Source organism: Vibrio sp. 10N.222.49.C12 (assembly GCF_041475025.1).
In the GTDB taxonomy this organism is placed as follows: domain Bacteria; phylum Pseudomonadota; class Gammaproteobacteria; order Enterobacterales; family Vibrionaceae; genus Vibrio; species Vibrio crassostreae_C.
Genome location: NZ_JBFRVF010000025.1, coordinates 71388 through 92952, shown reverse-complemented (window position 1 = coordinate 92952; position 21565 = coordinate 71388). Strand labels below are relative to the sequence as shown.

The following is a 21565-nucleotide window of genomic DNA, read 5'->3' as shown; positions in this document are numbered from 1 at the left end:
ATGCGAGATGCGAGATGTGATATTGATATGGCCCCTAAAAAGTAGACACAGGGGTTGTCCCGTATTTAATCAACACGGGACAGATAAAGTAGGGAGAGATTAACGCTTTAAGTCGATGTAAATCTGCTCTACCTTGGTACGAGCCCAATCTGTTTTACGCAAAAATTTTAAGCTCGATTTAATGCTCGGGTCTTTTTTAAAGCAGTTGATGTTCACCATGTAACTCAACTCTTCCCAACCGTAATGTTCAACTAATTCAGTCAGTAGCTTCTGTAGAGTGATACCGTGAAGTGGATTATTGTCTTGTGTCATGAGATGTTCTCGCCATTTATTTGAGCTAAGTATACCAGTTTCGCTTTATGAATTATCCGACCATTTGAGTTCGTAATCGGTGTGGATAATCGAAAGCTCTTCTCTACCTGTATCACCAAACAATTTAACCTGAGCCTGCATCCATTCTTCGAAACGTTTTATCTTCTCTCGATGAAAGTAACCCGGAGGCGCGCACAAAAAATAATTGTATTTAGGCTTCAGCGCGATATTACCGATTCGGACGAGTTTCTTTTCCTGCAAATAGCGATACACCAAGCTGTGCTTAACCAAGGCAACGCCCTGAACGGATAATGCACCCTCTAAAACAAAATGTGAGCCGTCAAATTGCAATGATGAACGTCCTGCCTTCGCCCCAGCAACGTCTAACCATAGATTCCAATCCATATCAGGCCAACGGTCTTCAATTAACTCTGCTTTATGCAGATCGCTGATGTCATAGATTCCATATTTTTCTTTATAGATAGGATGACAGACAGGGTAAACAACTTCGTCCATTAACCAACGTGATTCAATATTTGGGTAGTTACCATGACCATATCGAACACAGACATCGACAGCTGAGTCTTCAAAGGTAACCAGTTTGTTGGTCGGTTCTATTAACATAGATAAATCTGGGTGACGGTCGCGGAAGTCGCCAATTCTAGGAACTAACCAATGTTGTGCAAAAGAGGGTACGGTCGAAATCGATAACTGAGTGGGGTTGGGGTCTTGGTTTATTCGTCTTACTCCATCTTGAATATGAGCAAAGCCTTTCTTCGCTTGTAGATAGAGCACTTCACCTTCATGAGTTAATACTATTTTTCGGTGCTGGCGAATAAACAGGTCTGCGCCTAACCACTCTTCAAGTTGGCGAATTTGCTGGCTGACAGCCGCAGCCGTGACAAATAGCTTTTCTGCTGCGAGTTTAAAACTGCCTGTTTCAGCCGCCGTGTAAAAGTAATAGATCCCTTGGAATGGTGGAGTTCGTTCTCTCACATTAGTTTTCCTTAACTGAATGCCAGTATCTATCGTTTGTCGATGTTGCTCTGTTGGTCGATTATTGACCATAACAAAGCAAAAGATCAACAGGAGAAAGGTTATGGATACGATCACAGCAACCGCAAATACCAACCATTCATTTTTGTCATCATTATCAATTAAGAAATTCTATTCTAAATTAGGCATGTACTTTCAAAATCGTAGAACCAGAAAGCAGCTGTCTGAGCTACCAGAGTATTTGTTGAGAGATGTAGGGATTACACAGGAACAAGTTGATAAGGAACTGAAAAAATCGTTTTGGGAGTGAGTGGGAGTGTTAGGGGAGGGACTGGCTAATCTAAGGTTGAGCGTACTTTGCTGCCAAAAAAGGAGCCATAATGGCTCCCTCTCGATTTTAATTATTCTTCCCAAACCACCAATTTATCTTTCGGCCAGTTATGACCAACTTCATGGTATTTCTGCTCAAGGATATGTCGCTTGATTTTGAGAGTCGGGGTTAACACGCCATTCTCAATGCTCCATGGTTCCTTAATCATCAATACACCTTTGATCTTCTCGTGTGAACCAAGCTGCTCGTTCATTTTCTCGATAACGCGCTTTGTCGTTTTCTCATAGCGAGCTCGATCGAAATTAGGGAAGTCATGCGGTACCACAAGTAGGATTGGACCAGGTAGGCCAAGACCTATCAAACACATCATTTCTACGCGGCTGTACTCAAACAGTTTGTTTTCGATTGGTACAGGGGCAACAAACTTACCTTTAGCGGTTTTAAAGGTATCTTTCTTACGCCCACGAATCGTTAGGTAACCTTCACTATCGATATCACCGATATCACCGGTATGAAGCCAACCATCCGAGTTAAAAGACTCTTGGGTTGCAATATCATTCTTGTAGTAACCAGAGAATAAGCCTTTGCCTCGAACTAGAATCTCTTCATCTTCAGCTATTTTGAGTTCGATCCCTGGACCTGCATTACCAACCGTACCAATTTTATCGGCTCTGAATGGGTAATTGAGCGTGCTGTAGGCGAAAGACTCTGTCATGCCCCATGCCTCGGTAATGTGCAGGCCAACGCTCTCATACCATGCGAGTAGAGCAGGTGATACAGGGGCAGAACCACATCCAAGAACGCGAGCTTGGTCTAACCCTAAGCCATCAGCAAGTTTCTTCTTAATGATGTTGTTGATAAACGGAATCTTCAATAAGAAGTTCAGTTTCTTCTGTGGCAATTTGTCTTGGATTCGCTGCTGGAACAGAGTCCATAAGCGAGGAACTGAGATAAACAATGTAGGGCGATGCATTTTCACATCATCAATAAAGGTGTCTAAAGATTCAGGGAAAGCCGTAACCACGCCCCCCATAACTGAAGAACCAAAGATGTAAACGCGTTCTGTAATATGAGCAAGCGGTAGGTAAGAAAACAGGCGATCGCCAGGTTGGATCCCAATATGGTCAATCAACCTTTGAACAGACCAAGTAAACGCACCGTACGTGAGCATTGCGCCTTTTGGTAACCCTGATGTACCCGATGTATAAACAAGTGACATAAGCTTATCGTCGTGATGCTGTGGGCGTTTGGTTGATGGTTCATGTGTATCAATGAGCTGTTCGAAAGTGTGTTGGCACTTCGCTGCACTGTCGTATGGCAGTGAAATGCTCACTAAGCTCGGATTGTCATCAAGTACTTTTTGAGTGGCTTTAGGATCGTCAAGCTTACCCGCAATCACAATTTTACTTTCACTGTGTTCAATACAGTATTGAATGGTATCTGCACCCGCTGTAGGAAAGATTGGGACGCTGACAAAATCTCCTAACATCATGGCAAGATCGCAGATGAACCATTCTGCACAGTTTTTCGATACGAGAGCGACTCGATCGCCAGGTTGGGCGCCGAGTCCTTCTAATGCTGATGCCAGTTTCAGTGCTTTGTCGGCTACTTCTTTATAAGTAAATTCGACAAATTGGCGGTTAATAATCTGTTTCAAATAGACTTCATCTGGACGTTCTTCTGCCCATTTTAAAATCATGTCATTGGGTGTAGGGAGAGCTGTTGCTTGTTCTTGGCTAAACTCGTTAGGCTGAATCATTGTCTAACTCCATGTTTTTCGCTAAGTTATTTTTGTTAAAATCATGTTAAATGTACCATGATTTTTTCTTTTAGGGAGTAAAATTAGCGTTTTCTGTTATCTGTGCAGGCACGTCTATAGCTTGCAGGGGTTACGCCCGTCCTTTTCTTAAAAATTCTTGAAAAATACGACACATCCTTGTAGCCACATTGATAAGAAATTACAGCTATTTTTGATTCGGTATCCGCTACGTGTAAGTCCACGGTTTATTATAAGATATTATCGAAACAACCCTGCCACTGTATTCAATTACCAGAGCTGTTATCAATTCAAATTTTAGGTTAGAAATTTAATGATCGCCATCGCCATATAAGAATATATGCATCAGTTGAGCAAGGCTTGGTATTGCTTGTTTAGTTTGTACACTTTTGCTACGTAAGTTCTTGTTTCTGCAATACGTAATTGTGTTGTTAGCATTGTATATAACTCATCAACTGATAACTTATTGATATTTTTGGAGAATGAACTGATGTCTTTATCACCGAAGGAGTATTTCATTAGATTAGATAAGCCACAGTTATAGGAAGCAATTGCTAGTAGTCTTCTCGCGCTAGAGGAGCGAATGTTGTTGAGATACTTCGTCTCCAAGAGATGCAAATAAGCGGTCCCTACATCAATATTGAATTCAGGGATAAAGAGATCTTGTGCTCTGATAGGTCTATTGTCATAAAGTTCGCGTGAAACTTCAGCAGCCCCACCATTAACAAGAATTTGCATTAATCCAATAGCAGAGGCGTGGGAAACAGCATTTGGGTCGAAGAAACTTTCGGCGTGTATCATAGCAACGATTAATGATGATGGAATTTCCCACTTTGTTGCAGAACGCTCAATGTGAGTTTGATATATTGTATATTTATTGCTGACGCTGTCAGTGATTTTATGGGATAGAAGTACGGGTGGATCGGTTTTGGAAGCTCGTATTTCGTGTATTCTTTTGCTTTTCGGAACCACAATTCGCTGCAATCTTTGATTTTCTTGCAGTTCTTCATAAGAGTTTATCGAGTCTCTCATATAAGTCACTTTCGCTGAGATCTCACTATTAAAACTAATTAATATCAATGAAGCTGAAAGGCAGAGATACTTCATATTTTAATAGAGCTGTTGTTCATGTTTCATAGGTGATAGGTACTTCTTAGTCTGTTATGAATCCACTGATGATATTTTCCAAACTCACTGTGCAATGGCCAGATCATGGACGCATATATTTGCTTACCAAACAATTGAGTATCACTGGGTATTTTTATTAATTTGTTCATTACTGTTTTGGTTTCAATGATATGCTGTGGAAGAAGGGCTATCCCTTTCCCTGCGCTACAGAGTTCAAGGATAGTACTAATATCATCCAATACCCAAATGTTATGGCTTGAAATGATGGAATAATCAATAATATCTTTATATCCATCAAGCAATAACAATCGATTGTTTTTTGAATTGAATTTTGAGTTTTGAACGACTTCTTTACTCGCCACCCAAATGCAATTAACTAAAAATAATTCTTCTATATTAAAGTTATAGATGGTTTTGTGATAGGGGTTTCCTATCGCGATATCAATTTTCTTACGATTGATATAATCACCTAAAATATAGCTTGGTTTTGTTACAACGTTTATCTCAACTTCTGGAAACTCCTCAGAAAATTCAATAAGAGCATTTCTTACATTTGAATTTAGCATTAGTAGGTCAATACCTACTTTTATTTTTGTTAAATTTGAATTTGATAGATTTTTAGCAATGTTACTTAACTCTTTGTGTTTGCTTATTATTGGTGTGGTTAGCGCATATATTTTTTTTCCTTTATCGGTTAATGATACCGTGTGACCACCTCTATCAAAAAGAAAATATCCTAAATCTTGTTCTAGATTTTTTATCGCTCCACTTATCGTTGATTGCGATTTACCTAGTTTCCTCGCAGCACAACTGAACGAACCTTCAGAGGCAACAGTATGAAATGAGATTAAATTGTCTAAAGTGAGCCTCATATATCCCTCCTGCAGACTTTGCACCGTAAGTATTAGGTTAATACTAATAATTTGAATTGGCACTATTTGAAATTAAAGTGTGACGAAGATCACACTTTGACTTTGAGTGCAATAAACTTAATTTTCAATGATAAATATTAATTTAGAAGCTAAATCTCTTTAAATTAATTAGATAGGTAATATGAAAAAATAACCACTTTTAAATCGCGTGCATTTTGGGTTTGGATATCGGGGAAACCGATAGTAACCGAATGTGAGAAAGTGATCTGATTACTAAGATCTAATTGCTTTGCACTAGAAGCATGAAAAAAGGATGGCATCATGATTACTAAACTTTACGTGTATACGACAAATTTTATTGCTGATCTAAGAAAAGACGAGAGAGGTGTGACAGCTATTGAATATGGTTTGATTGCTATTGCAATGGCTGTTTTGTTAGTGACAGCTTTTTTCAGCGATAAAGGTTTCGTTGATGAACTGGCTCTTGGGTTTACAAACTTGGGTACAGAATTAGGGCAGGAAGCGAAGCTTCTTAAAGAATAATTAACCTAATATTAGTCCTTAAGAAAAATTATTTATGGGACAGATTAAATACACAGAGCACATGCTTTTGTGCTCTTTATTATTATTGCTTTCATATGTTGTATTTTCAGATCTAAAGTTTCGTCGGATTAGTAATAAAGCAGTTGGGTGTGCTTTGTTTCTATCTATGTTAATTGGTCATAATCATTTCTCTATTGAGTATATTTATTCATTAGCGTTTTTATATTTTGTGCTTTTGATTATATATGGTTTAAAAGTGATCGGTGGCGGAGACATTAAATTAATGGCTGCATTGAGTTTAGCAACCCCCTCAAGCTTTTGGCCTTATACATATGTAGTAATAACTGTTATCGGAGGCTTGTTAGCTCTGGTTTATTTGATTCTCCAATTCATAGATAATCGGTTTCAATTAGGACTAATTAAACTTTTCGGAATTCCGTATGGTATAGCAATATCTTTCGGGTTTGTCTTTTCGATAATGCAGTACATCTATGTGGGAGAAGTGTAATGCGTTCCAGATTAGCCATTATCATTGCTTTGATTGCAATAGGTTTAGGGGTATACGGTTTACTTTTAAATCCGAACGACAATCAAACTAAAAATGCCGTTACCTCACCTAAAAAAGAAGACGTTTACGTCCAAGTTTGGCGTGCGAAGACAGATCTAGATAGAGGCAAGCCTGTGTCTTCTGAGCAGGTCGTTAGAGAACAAGTCTTGTTAGATTTGGCTCTAGAAAAAGGCGTACGCTCAGACGTTGAACTCGATTTTTCCCCCTCTACGTTACTGAACCGAAATATAACTGCGGGCCGTTTAGTGATGCCTGAATTTCAAGTAGCAAAAGGAAATGCAGGCTATATAGATTTGTTGATTTCTGATGGAAAAGAGCCGTTTCCTCTCCAGGTGAGCCGTGAAAATTTGGTCGCCGGTTATATCAGACCTGGTGTCTTTGTAGACATACTAGCAATAAGCTCTCCTCAAGATAATCTCTCTGTAGAAGAAGCAACAATTGAGTATACAGGGGTACATGCAAAACATTTACTAAGAAATGCCAAAGTGCTGGGTGTAGAGCAAAACGAAGAAAGTGACTCTTTGATAAGAGCCGATACTCAGGCAAGCCAAGAAGACGCCATTATCATAATATTAGAGATAGATCCTACTGATATAGCAAGACTTTCTATCGCCGAGAAGACGATGCACCTTGAAGTATATCGTTCTTATGAATATGAAAAGCCGGTTCAGGCTGATGTACGAAATGTTATTGAAAACTACAGTGGAGTTGCAGAGCTAAGAGGGGCAAGTCGTTTATCCAATCAGGGAGATGAACTCTAATGAAAATACAAAAACTCTTAGAGTTATTACCTAAATACTGGTTGATAGTGTTATGCATATCGCTTTCATTCAAAGCGAACGCAGATACCTACATAACTCAAAATGACGGTCATCACATTCGAGTTGGTGAGCCGATATCCACAGTTTTCATTAGTGCTCCTGATATTGCTGATTATAACGTCGTGGATGAGAACACAATCGTTGTATTCGCTAAGGAAATAGGCCAATCAAAGATAATTATTTATGGAGAAGGTATGAAGATTTTGCTTTCCGAGCGTATCGTTGTCGATATTGACTTGAGTCACGTACGAAGACAGTTGCGCGCTTTCTATCCAAATCTTGATATAAAAATAGAGTCTATTGGTGAGCAGGTCGTTGTCAGTGGTGTCGTAAATAGTGAGGAAGAGCGTGACAATATATACCGTCTAATCGCTACATTGCTGTCTAGGGATAAAGTAGCTCGATATGAAGATACTCAGCAATTCACGTATGAGAGTGAAACTATCTCTGTACCAGAATCTGAATCGCTCATATTTGCAAGAAACATGACGTGGGATGGAATCATTGAACAACTGAAAGTAGCTTCTGTACAGCAAGTTAACGTTAAAATTTCGGTGGCTCAAGTAACTGAAACCTTTGGGCAAACTATTGGTGTTGATTGGTCAAGTGTTGGGGCTAACGTTGGGGAATTTTTATTCCAACAATTTGATGCCGCAGACTTGACGACAGTTATTACTGCTTTGGGGAATGAAAATATAGCTCAAATCCTTGCTGAACCAAATTTGACGGTTGTTTCTGGAGAGTCGGCAAGTTTCCTAGTTGGTGGTGAGATACCCGTTATTGTCGCTACTGGTGACGCTATTAACATTACTTTCCGTGAATATGGTGTTCGCCTCGGGCTTACGGCAAAGGTACATAGTGACGAAAGAATTCGCATGCAACTTATGCCGGAAGTGAGTGAAGTTGAACGTTATATTCAAGCAGCAGGCATTGAAGTTCCGCAATTGGCTACCCGACGCGCAATGACAACTGTTGAGTTAGGAGATGGTGATAGCTTTGTCTTGGGTGGTTTAATGAGTAGTTCTGACTTAGAAGAGCTACAGAAAACCCCGTTGCTCGGAGACATTCCATTACTTGGTGCTGCATTCAGAAAATCAAACACGGATCGTCGTCGTACCGAGTTGATCATTGTTGCAACCGTTAATCTGGTTAAACCATTAAAAAGTAAAGATGTTCAAATTCCACAAATACAGCGCACATCGACCTTTTACCGTTGGTTAAATATTGGAGATCCGACTCCGGCCATCAAAGGGAATGAGCCGGCAATTGAGTTGCTTTCTGAAGGAGGGTTTATCCGATGAGACATTGTTTATTTGCTGTTTTATTTATATTGCTGCTCTCTGGTTGTACTGAACGTTACTTCAATGGAAAAGGCGCGGAATATTTGGTTTACCCAGAAACGCACACTTATACCTTTACTGTTATGTCATTGAGAGAGACGCAGGCGCAACTTGTAGGTTTGTTGCAGAAAGTGCAGGAGGTTGATCCTGGAGCTTCTTATCTCTTCGAATATCGCACCAATAAAGGTAAGCAAGTTGTCACTAAAGCGATTGTTGATTTTCCTACTCTTGCTCTCGCGGCTGAGTCATTTGCTATTCAAAAAAACGGTAATCAGAGTAAAGATCTTAAAGTGACGATCACTTATCACACCTTAGTGACTCAAAAGTGTGATATTCCCCAAATAGAAGGCCCTGAATTTAGCCGAAATTGCTTCTCTGAAGCTGCAAGAGTTCGCCAGGTCGCTCACAAGGAAAGATTGGTAGAGGGAATCTAGTTATGTTTGATCTCGTCAAAAATATAAAAGACACAACACCTCAAGTTGTTGAGCTAACGAATGGCCCTGCTAGTTGTGCTCTGATTTATCAATCAAAAGAATGCTCAGACTTAGTCAAAGAGATGTTTCAATTTGAGGGGTGGAACGAGCCGCATTGCATTAAGAGGGAAGCTTTGTCTCCCAAGTTCTATTCTGAACAAACGGATAATATCGTCATACTCGATCTAATCGAATCCCTAGATATCTTGGTTGATGCTCAGGAAATAGCAAGTAAATTACCAACACGAAAAGGCGTTATTGTTATTGGCGGGCAAGACTCTATCTCGACTCTTAGAGATCTAAAAGAGATGGGGTTTTATTACTTACTCTGGCCGATAAATAAGCTCGAGTTCTCTGATTTTGTTATGAATGTACATAAAAATTTAGAGACATATACCGGAGTTAGTAAAAAACGAAAAGCTAAGAGGGTAGCTGTTGTTGGTAGTAAGGGAGGGATTGGAACTTCCTTTATCACTGCTGAACTAGGCTCTAAATTATCATCGCAAAATATTGATACGATTTTGGTCGATCACCAGTACAGTGATTCGAATATTGATGTGTTAATGGGCTTAGAAGATTTTCGCTCAAAAGCAATTGATGAATTTGCTGTTCCCATTCATGAGTTAGACACCGAAGGTGCGTTGTCATATTTGACTAAAGTTCGTAAATCATTTCGCTTACTTGCTCTTCAAGGAGAGAGTGATCAAGATAAAATATTTAATTACAACCAGATATTATGTGAACTGATGAGCCGAAATACCAACTTCATTATCGAAGACTTTTCGGGCAGCATAGATTTCAGAGTTGACCCTCAGCTACTCGTGGAAACTTATGATGTTATTGTCGTGGTTTTTGAGCCTTCAGTTTCTTCTATTCGCAACGCAAAATCTCTGCTAGAAACGTTAGAGCAAAAACAGATTTCAATCGGTAAGCGAATCCGAGTCGTTACTTTTGCTAATCATCATCGTCCTGAAAGTACATTCGTTATAGAGCAGTCTGACCTAGATAAATATCTTGGTGCGAAAGTTGATCTAAATATGGTGTATTGCAAGAAGCTTTCTCATTTGCTGATTGAAGGTAAGCGTGCTCATAAGCATGAACGAAGCGTCAATAATGCGATTGAAGAACTGACGAGCCTAATTAATGGACAAAGCTCTGGCAAGCCTCATGGCTGGCTATCTCGATTGGTGGGTAGATGAGTTCTAATAAAGAGATTTATTCGTCATTTCGAATGCAGATCTTTGAGGCTTTAGATGTAGAGGCTATTCAAGGTATGTCTCGAAGCGAGCTTGAAGTTCAAGTCAAAAGTGCAGTAGATGTACTTGCTCAAAGTTATGAACGTCCCGTAACCACGATGATGCGTTCTAGTATTGTCAAAAGTATGTTGGATGAGTTATTTGGCTTAGGACCAATTCAACCATTAGTCGATGATAATGCTATCACTGATATTATGGTTAATGGACCAAATAATGTTTTCTTTGAAAAGCATGGCAAGATTGAGCGTTCGGATATTACTTTTGTTGATGAGGCCCAACTATTAAATATAGCTAAACAGATCGCTTCGCGCGTTGGTCGACGTGTCGATGAACTTTCTCCAACTGTTGATGCTCGCCTAGCTGACGGGAGTCGGGTTAATATCGTCATCCCTCCAATTGCTCTTGATGGAACGACGATATCGATTCGGAAGTTCAGAGAGCAAAATATTGATTTAGAATCGTTGGTGGAATTTGATTCTATGTCATTTGATATGGCTAGAGTTCTTTCTATCGCATCACGGTGTCGACTTAATATACTTATTTCTGGAGGGACGGGCTCTGGTAAGACAACATTACTTAACGCTCTTTCACAATACATTAGCGATGACGAGCGTATTGTCACTATCGAAGATGCGGCTGAACTTCGCTTAGAACAGCCGAATCTAGTTCGCTTGGAAACGAGAGTCGAGAGTATAGAAAGTACAGGTTTGGTTACGCAGCGAGATTTGGTTATTAATGCTCTGCGGATGCGACCCGATAGAATAATTCTTGGGGAGTGTCGTGGCTCAGAGGCATTTGAGATGTTACAGGCAATGAACACCGGTCACGAAGGCTCTATGTCAACCTTACACTCCAATTCTCCTAGAGATGCTATTGGCCGTGTTGAGTCTATGGTCATGATGGCGAACCTAAACCAGCCGCTAGATGCGATTAGACGAGCAATAGTTAGTGCGATCGAAGTTGTTGTCCAGGTGAACCGACTTAGAGACGGAACGAGAAAGGTCACTAGCATATCAGAAATTGTCGGCCTAGAGGGTGACAGCGTTGTGATGGAAGAAATTTTTGCTTTTCAGTATGACGAGGTCAATTACGGCGAGGTAGTTCGAGGTAAGTTCACAACAGAGGGGATAATGCAGCGGTCGCAACTGGTTAAAAAAGCGCATTTCTATGGGTTATATGATGAGTTGATGCAGTCATTTAGAGGTGAGGGTTCATGAATATATTGTGGCTGTCTCTCATACTATTTGGTTTTGCGTGCTTTTTACTTATCCCGAGTAAGAAAGGAAAAGTTAAAAACTATTTTCCGGCAGCTCAAACTGATGATGAGGGTATTGACGCGATTAATTTCCAATCTCTTATTGGCAAAAAACGCTGGTCTGAGTTTAAGCATGATCTCTCTCCCACCATAGAGGTACTTGGTCCAAGAGGTAACTTTATTGCGATTGTATATGTCATTCTCTCGGTTTGGGTTTCCTACCTTATTATCTTTAACTTCTTAACCTTAAACTCTTATCTCTACCTTGCCTTGCTGGCCTGCTTCTTAATTTTTACCGGTTATCAATACTTAAAAAATAAAAGACGTCGAAATTTTGAGCAAACGTTTCCTGATGCACTAAATATTCTTATGAGTGCGGTAACTGCTGGCGAAAGCTTGATGCAGGCATTTTGTTTTGTTGGTGACAATATGTCAGGAGAGATCGGTCGGCAGTTTAAAGATATGGGGGAGCGTTTAAAATTGGGTGAGAATGCAGAGCATGTTCTTAAGCGATCGTGTCGCGCATTTCCTTATCCTGAGTATATCTTTTTTACTATTACTATCCGAGCTAACTTAAGTCGCGGTGGTCAGCTCAAAGGTGTATTGGCTAGGTTGATTCGAGTCCTTGTTGATGCGCGAACCATGGAGATGAAAAAAATGGCAATGACCTCGGAAGCTCGAATTTCAGCTAAAGTGGTTGCCGCAATTCCAATCATTTTTGTATTAATAATAAGTCAAATTCATCCAGCAAATATCGATTTTATTTTAAATGATCCTGAGGGTAGGTGGATTCTTTATTATGTGGTTGGTAGTGAGGTCTTGGGATTATTCATTGTTTGGTTGCTAGTTAAGAGGGTCAAGTTATGATTACCTACGGAATTTTGGCTTTGATCATCATACTTTTAGTGCTTTTTATTGATTTGTATTTTGTTAGTCGAAAGAAAAAGCGAATGGATAAATTTTTTGGATTAAACAAAAGAAAAACTAATACACATAAAATGGGAAATTTCCTTGTTAAGTTTGGTAAGGAGAATCGTAAAGAGTTGGAGCAGAGACTCAAAGATGCGGGATTTCACACCAAAGGTCTCGCTATACTTTACTTCCCATTTAAAATTTTCTTGATCGCAGTTTATACAATCTATTTACTTTGGTTAGATATATCTTTAATGAACTTAGCGTTATATGGATGTTTAGGAATACTAACGATTGTAATTTTACCTGATATGATACTTGATTTAAGAAAAAAGATAGTGGTGAAAAGAATATCAAAAAACCTACCATATTTATTGGACATGATGGCTGTTTGTGTCCAAACCGGAATGACAATAGAAGCTTCATTTTCTTATTTAGCTAAGGAGCTTCAAGGTTTTGATAAAAACTTGTGTTATCAAGTTAAAATTACTGCCGATTCCGGGAAGATTAAAGGTATTGATAGGGCTCTTAATGATTTATCTAATCGACTTCCCGCTCCAGAAGTTTCTAGTTTTGTTTTAACCATTATCCAAAATATACAGTATGGTTCTTCCGTTGCGAATATATTAGCAGATCTTGCGGAAGATATGCGAAAGATGCAATTGCTTAATATAGAGGAGAAGATGGGAAAGTTATCTGCGAAAATGAGTATTCCGTTAATTTTACTAATCATGTTTCCTATCGTGATACTTATTTTGGCTCCGGGCGTGTCACAGATGAATTTTAATTTAGGTGCACAGTTATGAGTATTTTAAAAACGATAGTGTTACTATTTTTCTTTATTCTATCCGGTTGTGTATCAAATTCAACACAACCAGCTAGTGAAGGCTATGCAGATATAGAGAGTTTGAAGAAAATAGGAAACTACGAAGGTTTAGTTGATGCTTATAAGTACGAACTTTCTCAAACCCCAAATGACTTTAAAATTATGCAATCCTTAGCGCTAGCCTACTTTGAACTTGGGGATGTTGAATCCTCTCGGTTTTATTCAGATTACTTGATTAGTCAGGGTGTAGTAAATCAAGATTTACTGCAATTAAGAGGGGAGATTTACCACCACGATGGTTTAGATAACTTGGCGGTAGACAGTTTTAGAAAATCTGTTGAGATAGGCAATGAAAGCTCTGATGTTCAAATGATGATGGGGATTTCCTATTGTATGCTGGGAAGATACCCTCACGCTGAAAATGCATTTAATAGAGCTCGAATGAAAGGCTATGATGATATTGCGGTTAAAAATAATTTAGCCATGGTTAAGTTTGCCGAAAATAAATATTCAGAGGTTGTAACAATTCTCTCTCCTGTTTACAACAGAAACCCAGCAAACAAAAAAGTCAGAGCTAACCTAGCTATTGCATTTATTAAATTAGGTGATATGCGAAGTGCTGAAAAGTTACTCGGTGAAGAGTATTCACAAAGAGAACTACAACAAATAGCTAGAGTGATCTCCCCGCTCAACTTAGAGTAGGTGGTTAATATGAAATGGTTGAAGTGTAAATATAAAGAAAGAGGAGTAACCACGGTAGAGTTTTCTCTTGGTGCGATTGTTTTAATTGTTGCAACTGTGATGATATTTGAAATGGGGTATCGTATTTATGCAATTAATTTACTCGAATATTCTTTGAGGGAATCAGTAAGAGCTGCAGCAGTACATCAAGGATCTTCTTCATATAATAGCTACGATACTGTTTTGAAGTCGGTAAAAAACTCTCCAGATGCCTTATGGTCATTTCTCTCCCCTAAAGACGAATTTGAGGTGTCTGGACTTTATTATAAAAGTTATGCGGATTTCATTTCAAATGTCAGTGCATCAGACGCGGAGCTCGTCCTTAATGATGAAGGGTATAATATTGCTGAGATCAAGTTAGTTTATAACCATAAACCAATTTGGCCATTTTTTTTACAACAAGAAGAGCCGATAGAAAGAACGATTGTGCTAACCCTAGAGCACGAGGGGTGGGAGTGATGAATATGACCAAACATACGTCTTTTCATAAATGTAAAGGGTCGTTCAGTATAGAGTTATTTTTGGTACTGATTGTACTTATTGCACTTTTCTACTTCATGACTGATGTAAGCCATAAGCTTATAGTTCGTGCTCAACTTGATCGAGCTTCCTTCTCTATCGTAAATGTTTTAAAAGAGCGAACACGCTTTTATGATGAGCGTTTTAATTTATCTCAACAGGACTTAACTGAGATGCAGAGTATCTCGGGGAGACTGTTAAATACAAATAGTAACAATGTTGCAATTCAAATTGAATCATTACAAGACAAAACAATACGGAGTGTATTTGCCTCGCCAAGATATGGCACCTTAGGCTGCTCATCACTTGGTATTGATCAAAAAACACAATTGGTTCCTGAAGAGGATGGGATCATTTTTCCGCTTTACCAAGTATCACTTTGTGTTGAAAGCGATTCTTGGTTTTCGCGTGTTTGGGGAGATCCTTCATCTTCAACAATGATCATATCATCCAGTTCAGTGATGGTAGGGAGGTAGTATGAACAGACACGGGAAATCACAGTTTATCAGCTTACAAAGGCAAGCAGGCGTTGCTGCTGTCTGGCTAGGTTTGTCGTTAGTCCCTATTTTAGGAGTTACTTTTTTTGCTGTCGAGGGGGCTAGGTATATTACTGAGTCAAGTCGCCTACGCGACTCAGCACAAGCAGCTGCACTTGCAATTACTATTGATGATAAAGCTGCAAGTGCACAAGAGATGGCAGAGCTTTATGTTAAAGATTATGTAAGAGAAGTTCGTAGCGTGAAGGTGACAACAAAGCGTAATTATCAAGCACCAACACTCGAAAACGATAATACAGAGATAATTGGTTATGACGTTGATGCAACGACGGTATATGACTCATGGTTTGCTCTCAACCTCGTTCCATCGTTTGAGGACACTCAACCGTTATTTGGTGAGGCGGAAGCTGCAAAATACCCTGAATATCTCGGCGATAAGATCGTTGATGTCGTATTAGTTACTGATTTTTCAGGCTCTATGACACGTAACTGGTCACAGGGGACTTCAAGCATATCAAAAAAAATTGATTCTTTGAAAGTTGCGGTTGACGAGCTAGCTTTGAGAATACTTGTACCTCGGGCTGGAGATACGATTATCCTTAACCGATTAGCTATAGTTCCTTTTAATTTGAGAGTACAAGACAAAATATCAGACTCGCTCTATGCGGGTAGTCAATTAAGGTATAAAGCGGACGGTTCATTTACTAGAACCTATGAGCAGGTGGATTGGGGATATTGGGCCAATAAGTCACGAGATACTGTTCGTGCTTGTGCCAATGATGTGGACGCTTGTCCAACACAAGAATCTTGGCAGTTTTATGAGGCGAAAACAGTTGAAAGTGTTATGAGCATGAATGGACGAAGACTTGAGATCGCAAGCTTAGTTGACTATTCAAACTCAGTAGATGACATGTTCAATAATAAGATTGATGATGCTGCATTTAATTTCCATTTTAGGTCTGCCGACAATGTTCTCTACCACTCTGGAATGGTAAGAACAACAGGTAATGGGCACTATGTGCTTCCTTTAACTAGCGATATTGATGAAGTTGCTATTGTGCAAGATATGAATGCAGGTGGGAATACTGCAGCCTATCAAGGCTTGATTCGCGGTTTACAGGTACTCAATGATGGGCAACCAGACAGTAGCGCGACACCTGAGGAAATTGAAGAGTACAACGGAAAGTTGAAAATTATCATCATTCTTAGTGATGGTCAGGAGTTTCCTAATAATGGAATACTCCCTAACTTAGTCGATAATGGCCTTTGTGATGAGGCTAGAGAGCATTTCATGACTGAGAACGGCAGTTTGTTCATCGGCGTGATTGGCATTGATTTTAATGCAAGTGATCAAAGTGGGTTTCAAGATTGTGTGATTGACCCTGGCTCAGACATTATTGATGTTAGTGATAGGGAGGAGTTAATACAACGAATCGAAGAGCTAATTCAAAAAGGATCTCGAGGTACTGGTGTATCGAGACTATACGGGTGAGTAAAGATGAAAAATACAATGCTAGCACTAGGTATGCTTGTTTCTTTCTCTAGTTATGGGCAGGAGATTAGTGATCAGGTAGTAGAATATTGTGGGAATACTTTTTCAGAGTATTCTCACACCATCGAAATTGGTGAAGTTCAAGGGGTGGCTAGTCATCGTGATGGCTATTGGCAAATTCATGAGGGAAGTCATGATCCAGCTCTCAAGTGGGAGCTTCTTAAGCGCTCACAGTTGATCACTGATCCAAGTGATTGTCTCACTTATATATCAAACCTTGGTATTGCTAGCTTCGATAGTGACAAAGGGCAGCTCGTTGCTCGTGTTAACTTCGCCTTTGATCGTTATTATCTGACCCCTCTTGCTCGTGAAGTGCTTGCTGATGTGGCAAAACATCTCGCAGACAATGACTACTTAGTGACGGTTGAAGGTCATACCGATTGGGTGGGCAGTGAAGCTTACAATCAAGGTTTGGGGCTAGATCGAGCTCAAAGCACTTCTGAACAGCTTTTTACTTATGGGGTTTCAAAAGAGAAGATGACATTGAAGTCTTTGGGTGAGTCTGAGCCAATCGCAAGTAACAAAACTTCTCAAGGTAGAGCTCAAAACAGACGTGCTGATGTGTATATTCCCCCAGAGTCTTTTAACCAAGACGATGCCAGTCCAACCTCTACACAGATAGAAGAATAACGACTATCTCAACGGTCGCATAATCCGAAAATTATAATGCCCACTAATTAGAATTAGTGGGCATTATATTAAATGACTCCGAGTCCAAACCCTATTGCAATAAACAGAGCTACCATCCATACAATCGGCATCTTCATTGTTTTCAATAACCACACACCAACAATGATCAGAGCGAAGTCTATGCCGCTGCTTACTGCGCTTGTGAAGATCGGTTGATATAGTGCCGCCAATAACAAACCGACAACCGCCGCATTCACACCAGTAAGAGCGCCTGCCACTAAAGGTTTGCTTGCAATCGCCTGCCAGTTTTTCAATACCCCCAGTAGTAATAAGAAGCCCGGTAAGAACACGGCGATTGTCGCCAACAAAGCGCCAGTAATTGGTGCCGATGGCATTAATACATAGCCTAGGTATGTCGCTAAGGTAAACATAGGACCAGGTACAGCCTGTGCTGCAGCATAGCCCGTTAGGAAGGCATCTTGAGACAGTTGGTCACCAATACCATTTTGTAGCAACGGAAGTACCACGTGGCCGCCGCCGAATACTAAGCTGCCAGCTTGATAGAACAGACCAAATACTTCAATACCTTGAGAGTATGCACTGAACAGAGGAAGGCTAACCAACAGCGCAACAAAAATAACGAGCGGTGTTATGGAGATCTTGTGTGTTGATGGAACCGTTTTGATGTCTTGTGAGGTCAAAAACTTGCTGCCAATGATTGCGGCAAATAGAAGTACCAAGATTTGTGGCCAGATCCCAGGAAGCAACAGGAGAACCACGGCAGTCATGACACATAAAGCGGTCGCGACTTTCGATTGGCAAAAGTTTTTGTACATGCCAAATGTGGCATCAGCAACCACCACCACTGCGAGTAGCTTCAAACCGTGAATGATTGAATTAAACAGAGGTGCTTCCAATAGTTGATTGCTCACCAAAGCTAATATCAACATTAAGATGACAGACGGGGAAGTAAAGCCGATAAACGCAGCAATCGCACCCGTTAAGCCACCTCTTTTGTAGCCAACCGCAAAGCCAACTTGGCTTGAACCTGGGCCCGGCAGAAATTGACTGAGGGCGACAATTTGCCCGTACTCTTCGTCGGATAACCAATTCAGTTTCTCAACAAAGGTTTTACGGAAGTAGCCAATGTGTGCCGCTGGTCCACCGAAGCTAATCCAGCCAAGCCAGAAAAAGGTTTTAAAAATTGAAAGCATGATCGATTCCAGATAAATGTTTAGCGTAATTTATGGTGACTTGCACTATGATTCAAATTAATTGTTTTAATTATAACTATTAATGAAATAGGTTCTTCTGGATGGCTGATTTTAACTGGAAAGGTATCGATCTTAACTTATTGATAGCTCTGCAAGCGTTATACAAAACGAACAGTGTAAGTAAAGCGGCTGAGCGCTGTTATGTCAGTCAGTCTGCAATGAGTCATAGCCTTCAACGACTTCGAAAGTTGTTTGATGATCCTCTGTTTGAGCGGGTAGGTAGCAAGATGGAAGCAACGGATAGAGCGATTGAATTATCCAGTACTGTCGATGCCTTGCTCAATACCATTCAATCTGAAGTACTACTCTCTAAATCATTTGATGCAACAACTTACAAAGGCAGTTGGAAGATTGGTCTTACCGATTATGCCGAGCAGATGTTTGCTCCAGTGTTGTTTGATCTCATTAAACAGTCCTCTCCTGATTCTCAAATTGCGTTGTTCAACGTAAATCGATCTAACTATCAGCAAGTCTTTGACGATGCCAAGCTTGATATGACGATAGGCAGCTTTGGTGAGGTACCAAAGCAATATCGAACAAAGCATTTGTATACGGAGCAACATGTTTGTTTACTTGATCAATCGGTTCTATCTATTGAGGAGCCGATGTCGCTAGAACAATTTGTTGCTGTCGAGCACGCGCTTGTTTCCCCTGCAGGGGCTTTAAAGACGGGAGTGGACACTCGTTTAGGTGAACTCGGCTTAAGCCGGAAAGTCGCGATATCTTCCAGTAACTTTTTAACTGTTAAACGACTCATTCGTGGCAGAGAACTATTGTGTATTGTCCCCAAGCTAGTCGCGCGCAAGGATATTGATAGTGAAGAAACCTTACTAGCTGTGAAGCCACCTATTGATGTTCCAGATTTTGATATCCAGCTTGTTTATAGAAAGGCAAAGCATTTAGATGATAAAAATAAACTACTTAGAAAGTTGATTACTAATGCAATCTCATCTGTGATTTCCGAATAGTTTATTGTGTCGGTTAATCGTCAAATTCATATGAATTAATTTTAGAAAAATCCGGTTTATTATAAGAACCCGACTATACTTAATTTACGACTCAAGGCAGTCGTAAAGAATAGGCATTTTGATTTACCTAAGTAAAAAAATTGGTTATATCCTCATGATATAGCTTAAAAATCTACCAGGCTAAACGGACTTAGTTGGTCTTAAAAGCGCTAGCTCCCCCTAGCGCTTTTTTCTTTTGGTCGAGATAAATTTCGACGTATCAACAACCTAAAAAGAGAATCGAGTCCATTTCTTAGCTCGCCAGCGATAGGCCATGATGATTCCACGGAACCACTCGTCCATCGCGATTGCCATCCAAGCACCCAATACGCCATAACCCCAATGCACGCCAAGCAAATAGCTCATGGCAACCCCAATGCCCCACATGCTGAGAATGCCCATTTTGATCGGGAATTTAATGTCGCCAGCAGCCTTTAGACAAGAGATAAAGATAAGGTTAAATACTCGTCCAGCTTCAAGAATGATGGAACCTGCAATCAGTGCCGCCGTTAGCGCAATGATCTCTGGATCTTGCGTGAACAGATCGAGAATTTCGAAACGGAACACATACACCATGCAGGTGATCGCGGTTGACGCGATAAAGCCAACCACAAAGTAACGTTGCACGCGCTTGGTAATCTCGTCGATCCAACCCTTACCAATGTAATAGCCTGTTTGGATTTGGCTGCCTTGACCAATTGCCAGTGCAAACGCAAAAGAGAGGCGAGCGATGTTTTGTGCGTAAGTAAACGCAGCCAGTGAAGACGTACCCATCTGCACTACAAAGAAGGTAATGCTGATCTGAGCCATGTTATAAGAGAGCACTTCTCCAGCGTTCATCGAGCCGATCTTCATGATTTTTTGATAGATGGCTTTCGGCACAGATTTAAACTGCTTCACTGGTAGATAAACCCCTTTGCTTCTGACCACACCAATCAAGATCAACATTCCGATTACTTGGCTAATGACGGTCGCGGTCGCAACCCCTTGCACGCCGTATACAGGCAAACCAAAAGGTTGATATAAGGCACAGTAGTTACCGAATACGTTGATGACACCTGCAATCATATTGATCACCATCGGTGACTTTGAATAGCCATGACTGCGCAAAATAGTGGTGAGAACCACACCTATGGTTACATTGAAGGTGAGAGCACCACTGATGAACAGGTATTCTTGCGCGTACTGTTCGACTTGAGGTTCGAGTTGATAAAGCGGGATAAAATATTCAGCAACAAGAACGGCAATCACACTCAGTAGCACACCGGCAATAATGGCCAGAATGATACTTGCTACACCCACGTGAGCGCTCTCTTGAGTGCGGGAAGCACCATTGTATTGCGCGATTAGAATACCCGTACCACTGCTGACCATGGTCGAGACAATGATCAGGAAAAAGGATATCTGAGAAATAACACCAACGGCAGACACGGCTTTGTCCGAGTATCCCGATAACATGAATACATCACTGGTGTTGAGTGCGGTTCTTAAAAGAACTTCGATAAAAATTGGCCAGGTGAGCGCAACGATTCCCATACGTTTGTTTAGGGTGGAATCAGCATTAGGCATTTAGGTTTTCTCAAAAAAGGGGTAGGCGACGCTATAGTTTAGCTATTATTTAGTAAACGACTATCAAATTAATGTCCGGAAGGCTAATAAGGATAAATAAAATTCGAATAAGTCTTCAGAATTCAATATTTCAGTGAGGGTGATGAAATTTTTGAATGGGATTTCATAGCAAGAGCACTCTTTGCTTTTTGTGAGTAAAAGCTTGCCTGTGTTAGCTGAGTACAACGAACAGAGTAAAAGGATCATGGTAGGCCAAATGGTCTAAGTGCTTGTTTTTCCCTTACGTTACTTCAGATATAAAAAAGGCACTCAGCGAGAAACTGAGTGCCAAAGTCTGAAATTTATGAGGTTAGATTTTCATTGAAT

At 40.3% G+C, this 21565-nt stretch carries 23 protein-coding genes and 1 pseudogene; 16 read left to right on the top strand and 8 right to left on the bottom strand.

Features of this window, described 5'->3' with window-relative positions:
• Positions 1-99: 99 nt before the first annotated feature.
• The gene (locus AB4583_RS09005) at positions 100-312 is read right to left on the bottom strand and encodes a VF530 family DNA-binding protein (RefSeq protein ID WP_012604684.1); all 213 of its coding nucleotides are present in this window, start codon (positions 310-312) and stop codon (positions 100-102) included.
• Between the two features lie 45 nt (positions 313-357).
• Positions 358-1308, bottom strand: a complete 951-nt coding sequence (locus tag AB4583_RS09000) for a LysR substrate-binding domain-containing protein (protein WP_372117082.1) — start codon at positions 1306-1308, stop codon at positions 358-360.
• A gap of 103 nt (positions 1309-1411) precedes the next feature.
• Here AB4583_RS09000 and AB4583_RS08995 point away from each other — a divergent pair, with 103 nt between their 5' ends.
• A complete protein-coding gene (locus AB4583_RS08995) occupies positions 1412-1618 on the top strand; it encodes a DUF1127 domain-containing protein (RefSeq protein ID WP_102393184.1) in 207 nt (68 codons plus the stop codon).
• 91 nt (positions 1619-1709) lie between these two features.
• Here the strand turns inward: AB4583_RS08995 and AB4583_RS08990 are convergent, their stop codons facing one another.
• From AB4583_RS08990 to AB4583_RS08975, 4 genes and pseudogenes are all read right to left on the bottom strand, one after another.
• On the bottom strand, positions 1710-3398 hold the full coding sequence (locus AB4583_RS08990) for an AMP-binding protein (protein ID WP_086775617.1): 1689 nt from the start codon (positions 3396-3398) through the stop codon (positions 1710-1712).
• A gap of 83 nt (positions 3399-3481) precedes the next feature.
• Positions 3482-3625, bottom strand: a pseudogene (locus AB4583_RS08985) (helix-turn-helix domain-containing protein); the annotation flags it as partial.
• Between the two features lie 136 nt (positions 3626-3761).
• Positions 3762-4448 carry a transglycosylase SLT domain-containing protein gene (locus AB4583_RS08980; protein ID WP_157939983.1) on the bottom strand — a complete coding sequence of 229 codons (687 nt, stop codon included), beginning with the start codon at positions 4446-4448 and terminating at the stop codon, positions 3762-3764.
• Positions 4449-4549: 101 nt separating this feature from the next.
• The gene (locus AB4583_RS08975; protein ID WP_017060824.1) at positions 4550-5416 is read right to left on the bottom strand and encodes a LysR family transcriptional regulator; all 867 of its coding nucleotides are present in this window, start codon (positions 5414-5416) and stop codon (positions 4550-4552) included.
• Between the two features lie 321 nt (positions 5417-5737).
• On the opposite strand from AB4583_RS08975, the gene AB4583_RS08970 reads away from it, so the two are divergent.
• From AB4583_RS08970 to AB4583_RS08905, 14 genes are read left to right on the top strand one after another with little or no spacing between them, the layout of a single operon-like run.
• Positions 5738-5959 (top strand): Flp family type IVb pilin, encoded by a 222-nt coding sequence (locus AB4583_RS08970; protein ID WP_372117080.1) that lies wholly within the window; start codon positions 5738-5740, stop codon positions 5957-5959.
• Between the two features lie 34 nt (positions 5960-5993).
• Positions 5994-6467: a prepilin peptidase gene (locus AB4583_RS08965; RefSeq protein WP_065584034.1), complete on the top strand. Its 474-nt coding sequence runs from the start codon at positions 5994-5996 to the stop codon at positions 6465-6467.
• Entirely contained in the window at positions 6467-7288 is an 822-nt protein-coding gene (gene cpaB, locus AB4583_RS08960) for a Flp pilus assembly protein CpaB (RefSeq protein WP_372117078.1), read from the top strand. The genes AB4583_RS08965 and cpaB overlap by 1 nt, the downstream gene beginning before the upstream one ends.
• Positions 7288-8649, top strand: a complete 1362-nt coding sequence (locus tag AB4583_RS08955; RefSeq protein WP_372117076.1) for a type II and III secretion system protein family protein — start codon at positions 7288-7290, stop codon at positions 8647-8649. The genes cpaB and AB4583_RS08955 overlap by 1 nt, the downstream gene beginning before the upstream one ends.
• Positions 8646-9122: a hypothetical protein gene (locus AB4583_RS08950; RefSeq protein ID WP_372117074.1), complete on the top strand. Its 477-nt coding sequence runs from the start codon at positions 8646-8648 to the stop codon at positions 9120-9122. Before AB4583_RS08955 ends, AB4583_RS08950 begins: the two co-directional genes overlap by 4 nt.
• 2 nt (positions 9123-9124) lie before the next feature.
• Positions 9125-10360 carry a CpaE family protein gene (locus AB4583_RS08945; protein ID WP_372117073.1) on the top strand — a complete coding sequence of 412 codons (1236 nt, stop codon included), beginning with the start codon at positions 9125-9127 and terminating at the stop codon, positions 10358-10360.
• Positions 10357-11634: a CpaF family protein gene (locus AB4583_RS08940; RefSeq protein ID WP_065584029.1), complete on the top strand. Its 1278-nt coding sequence runs from the start codon at positions 10357-10359 to the stop codon at positions 11632-11634. Before AB4583_RS08945 ends, AB4583_RS08940 begins: the two co-directional genes overlap by 4 nt.
• Before the next feature lie 2 nt (positions 11635-11636).
• The gene (locus AB4583_RS08935; protein ID WP_372117150.1) at positions 11637-12539 is read left to right on the top strand and encodes a type II secretion system F family protein; all 903 of its coding nucleotides are present in this window, start codon (positions 11637-11639) and stop codon (positions 12537-12539) included.
• Entirely contained in the window at positions 12536-13390 is an 855-nt protein-coding gene (locus AB4583_RS08930; RefSeq protein ID WP_372117071.1) for a type II secretion system F family protein, read from the top strand. Before AB4583_RS08935 ends, AB4583_RS08930 begins: the two co-directional genes overlap by 4 nt.
• On the top strand, positions 13387-14112 hold the full coding sequence (locus tag AB4583_RS08925) for a tetratricopeptide repeat protein (protein WP_372117069.1): 726 nt from the start codon (positions 13387-13389) through the stop codon (positions 14110-14112). The genes AB4583_RS08930 and AB4583_RS08925 overlap by 4 nt, the downstream gene beginning before the upstream one ends.
• Positions 14113-14121: 9 nt before the next feature.
• Positions 14122-14610: a TadE/TadG family type IV pilus assembly protein gene (locus AB4583_RS08920; RefSeq protein ID WP_372102539.1), complete on the top strand. Its 489-nt coding sequence runs from the start codon at positions 14122-14124 to the stop codon at positions 14608-14610.
• Positions 14611-14615: 5 nt separating this feature from the next.
• Positions 14616-15146, top strand: a complete 531-nt coding sequence (tadF, locus tag AB4583_RS08915; RefSeq protein WP_372117067.1) for a tight adherence pilus pseudopilin TadF — start codon at positions 14616-14618, stop codon at positions 15144-15146.
• 1 nt (position 15147) lies between these two features.
• Entirely contained in the window at positions 15148-16659 is a 1512-nt protein-coding gene (locus AB4583_RS08910) for a pilus assembly protein TadG-related protein (protein ID WP_372117065.1), read from the top strand.
• 6 nt (positions 16660-16665) lie between these two features.
• On the top strand, positions 16666-17349 hold the full coding sequence (locus AB4583_RS08905) for an OmpA family protein (RefSeq protein ID WP_065584023.1): 684 nt from the start codon (positions 16666-16668) through the stop codon (positions 17347-17349).
• Positions 17350-17417: 68 nt separating this feature from the next.
• On the opposite strand, the gene chrA is transcribed toward AB4583_RS08905, so the two are convergent.
• The gene (gene chrA / locus AB4583_RS08900) at positions 17418-18563 is read right to left on the bottom strand and encodes a chromate efflux transporter (RefSeq protein WP_372117062.1); all 1146 of its coding nucleotides are present in this window, start codon (positions 18561-18563) and stop codon (positions 17418-17420) included.
• 101 nt (positions 18564-18664) lie between these two features.
• Here chrA and AB4583_RS08895 point away from each other — a divergent pair, with 101 nt between their 5' ends.
• On the top strand, positions 18665-19591 hold the full coding sequence (locus tag AB4583_RS08895; RefSeq protein WP_017060808.1) for a LysR family transcriptional regulator: 927 nt from the start codon (positions 18665-18667) through the stop codon (positions 19589-19591).
• 267 nt (positions 19592-19858) lie between these two features.
• Here the strand turns inward: AB4583_RS08895 and AB4583_RS08890 are convergent, their stop codons facing one another.
• Positions 19859-21199 carry an MATE family efflux transporter gene (locus AB4583_RS08890; RefSeq protein ID WP_372117060.1) on the bottom strand — a complete coding sequence of 447 codons (1341 nt, stop codon included), beginning with the start codon at positions 21197-21199 and terminating at the stop codon, positions 19859-19861.
• Positions 21200-21565: the final 366 nt, after the last annotated feature.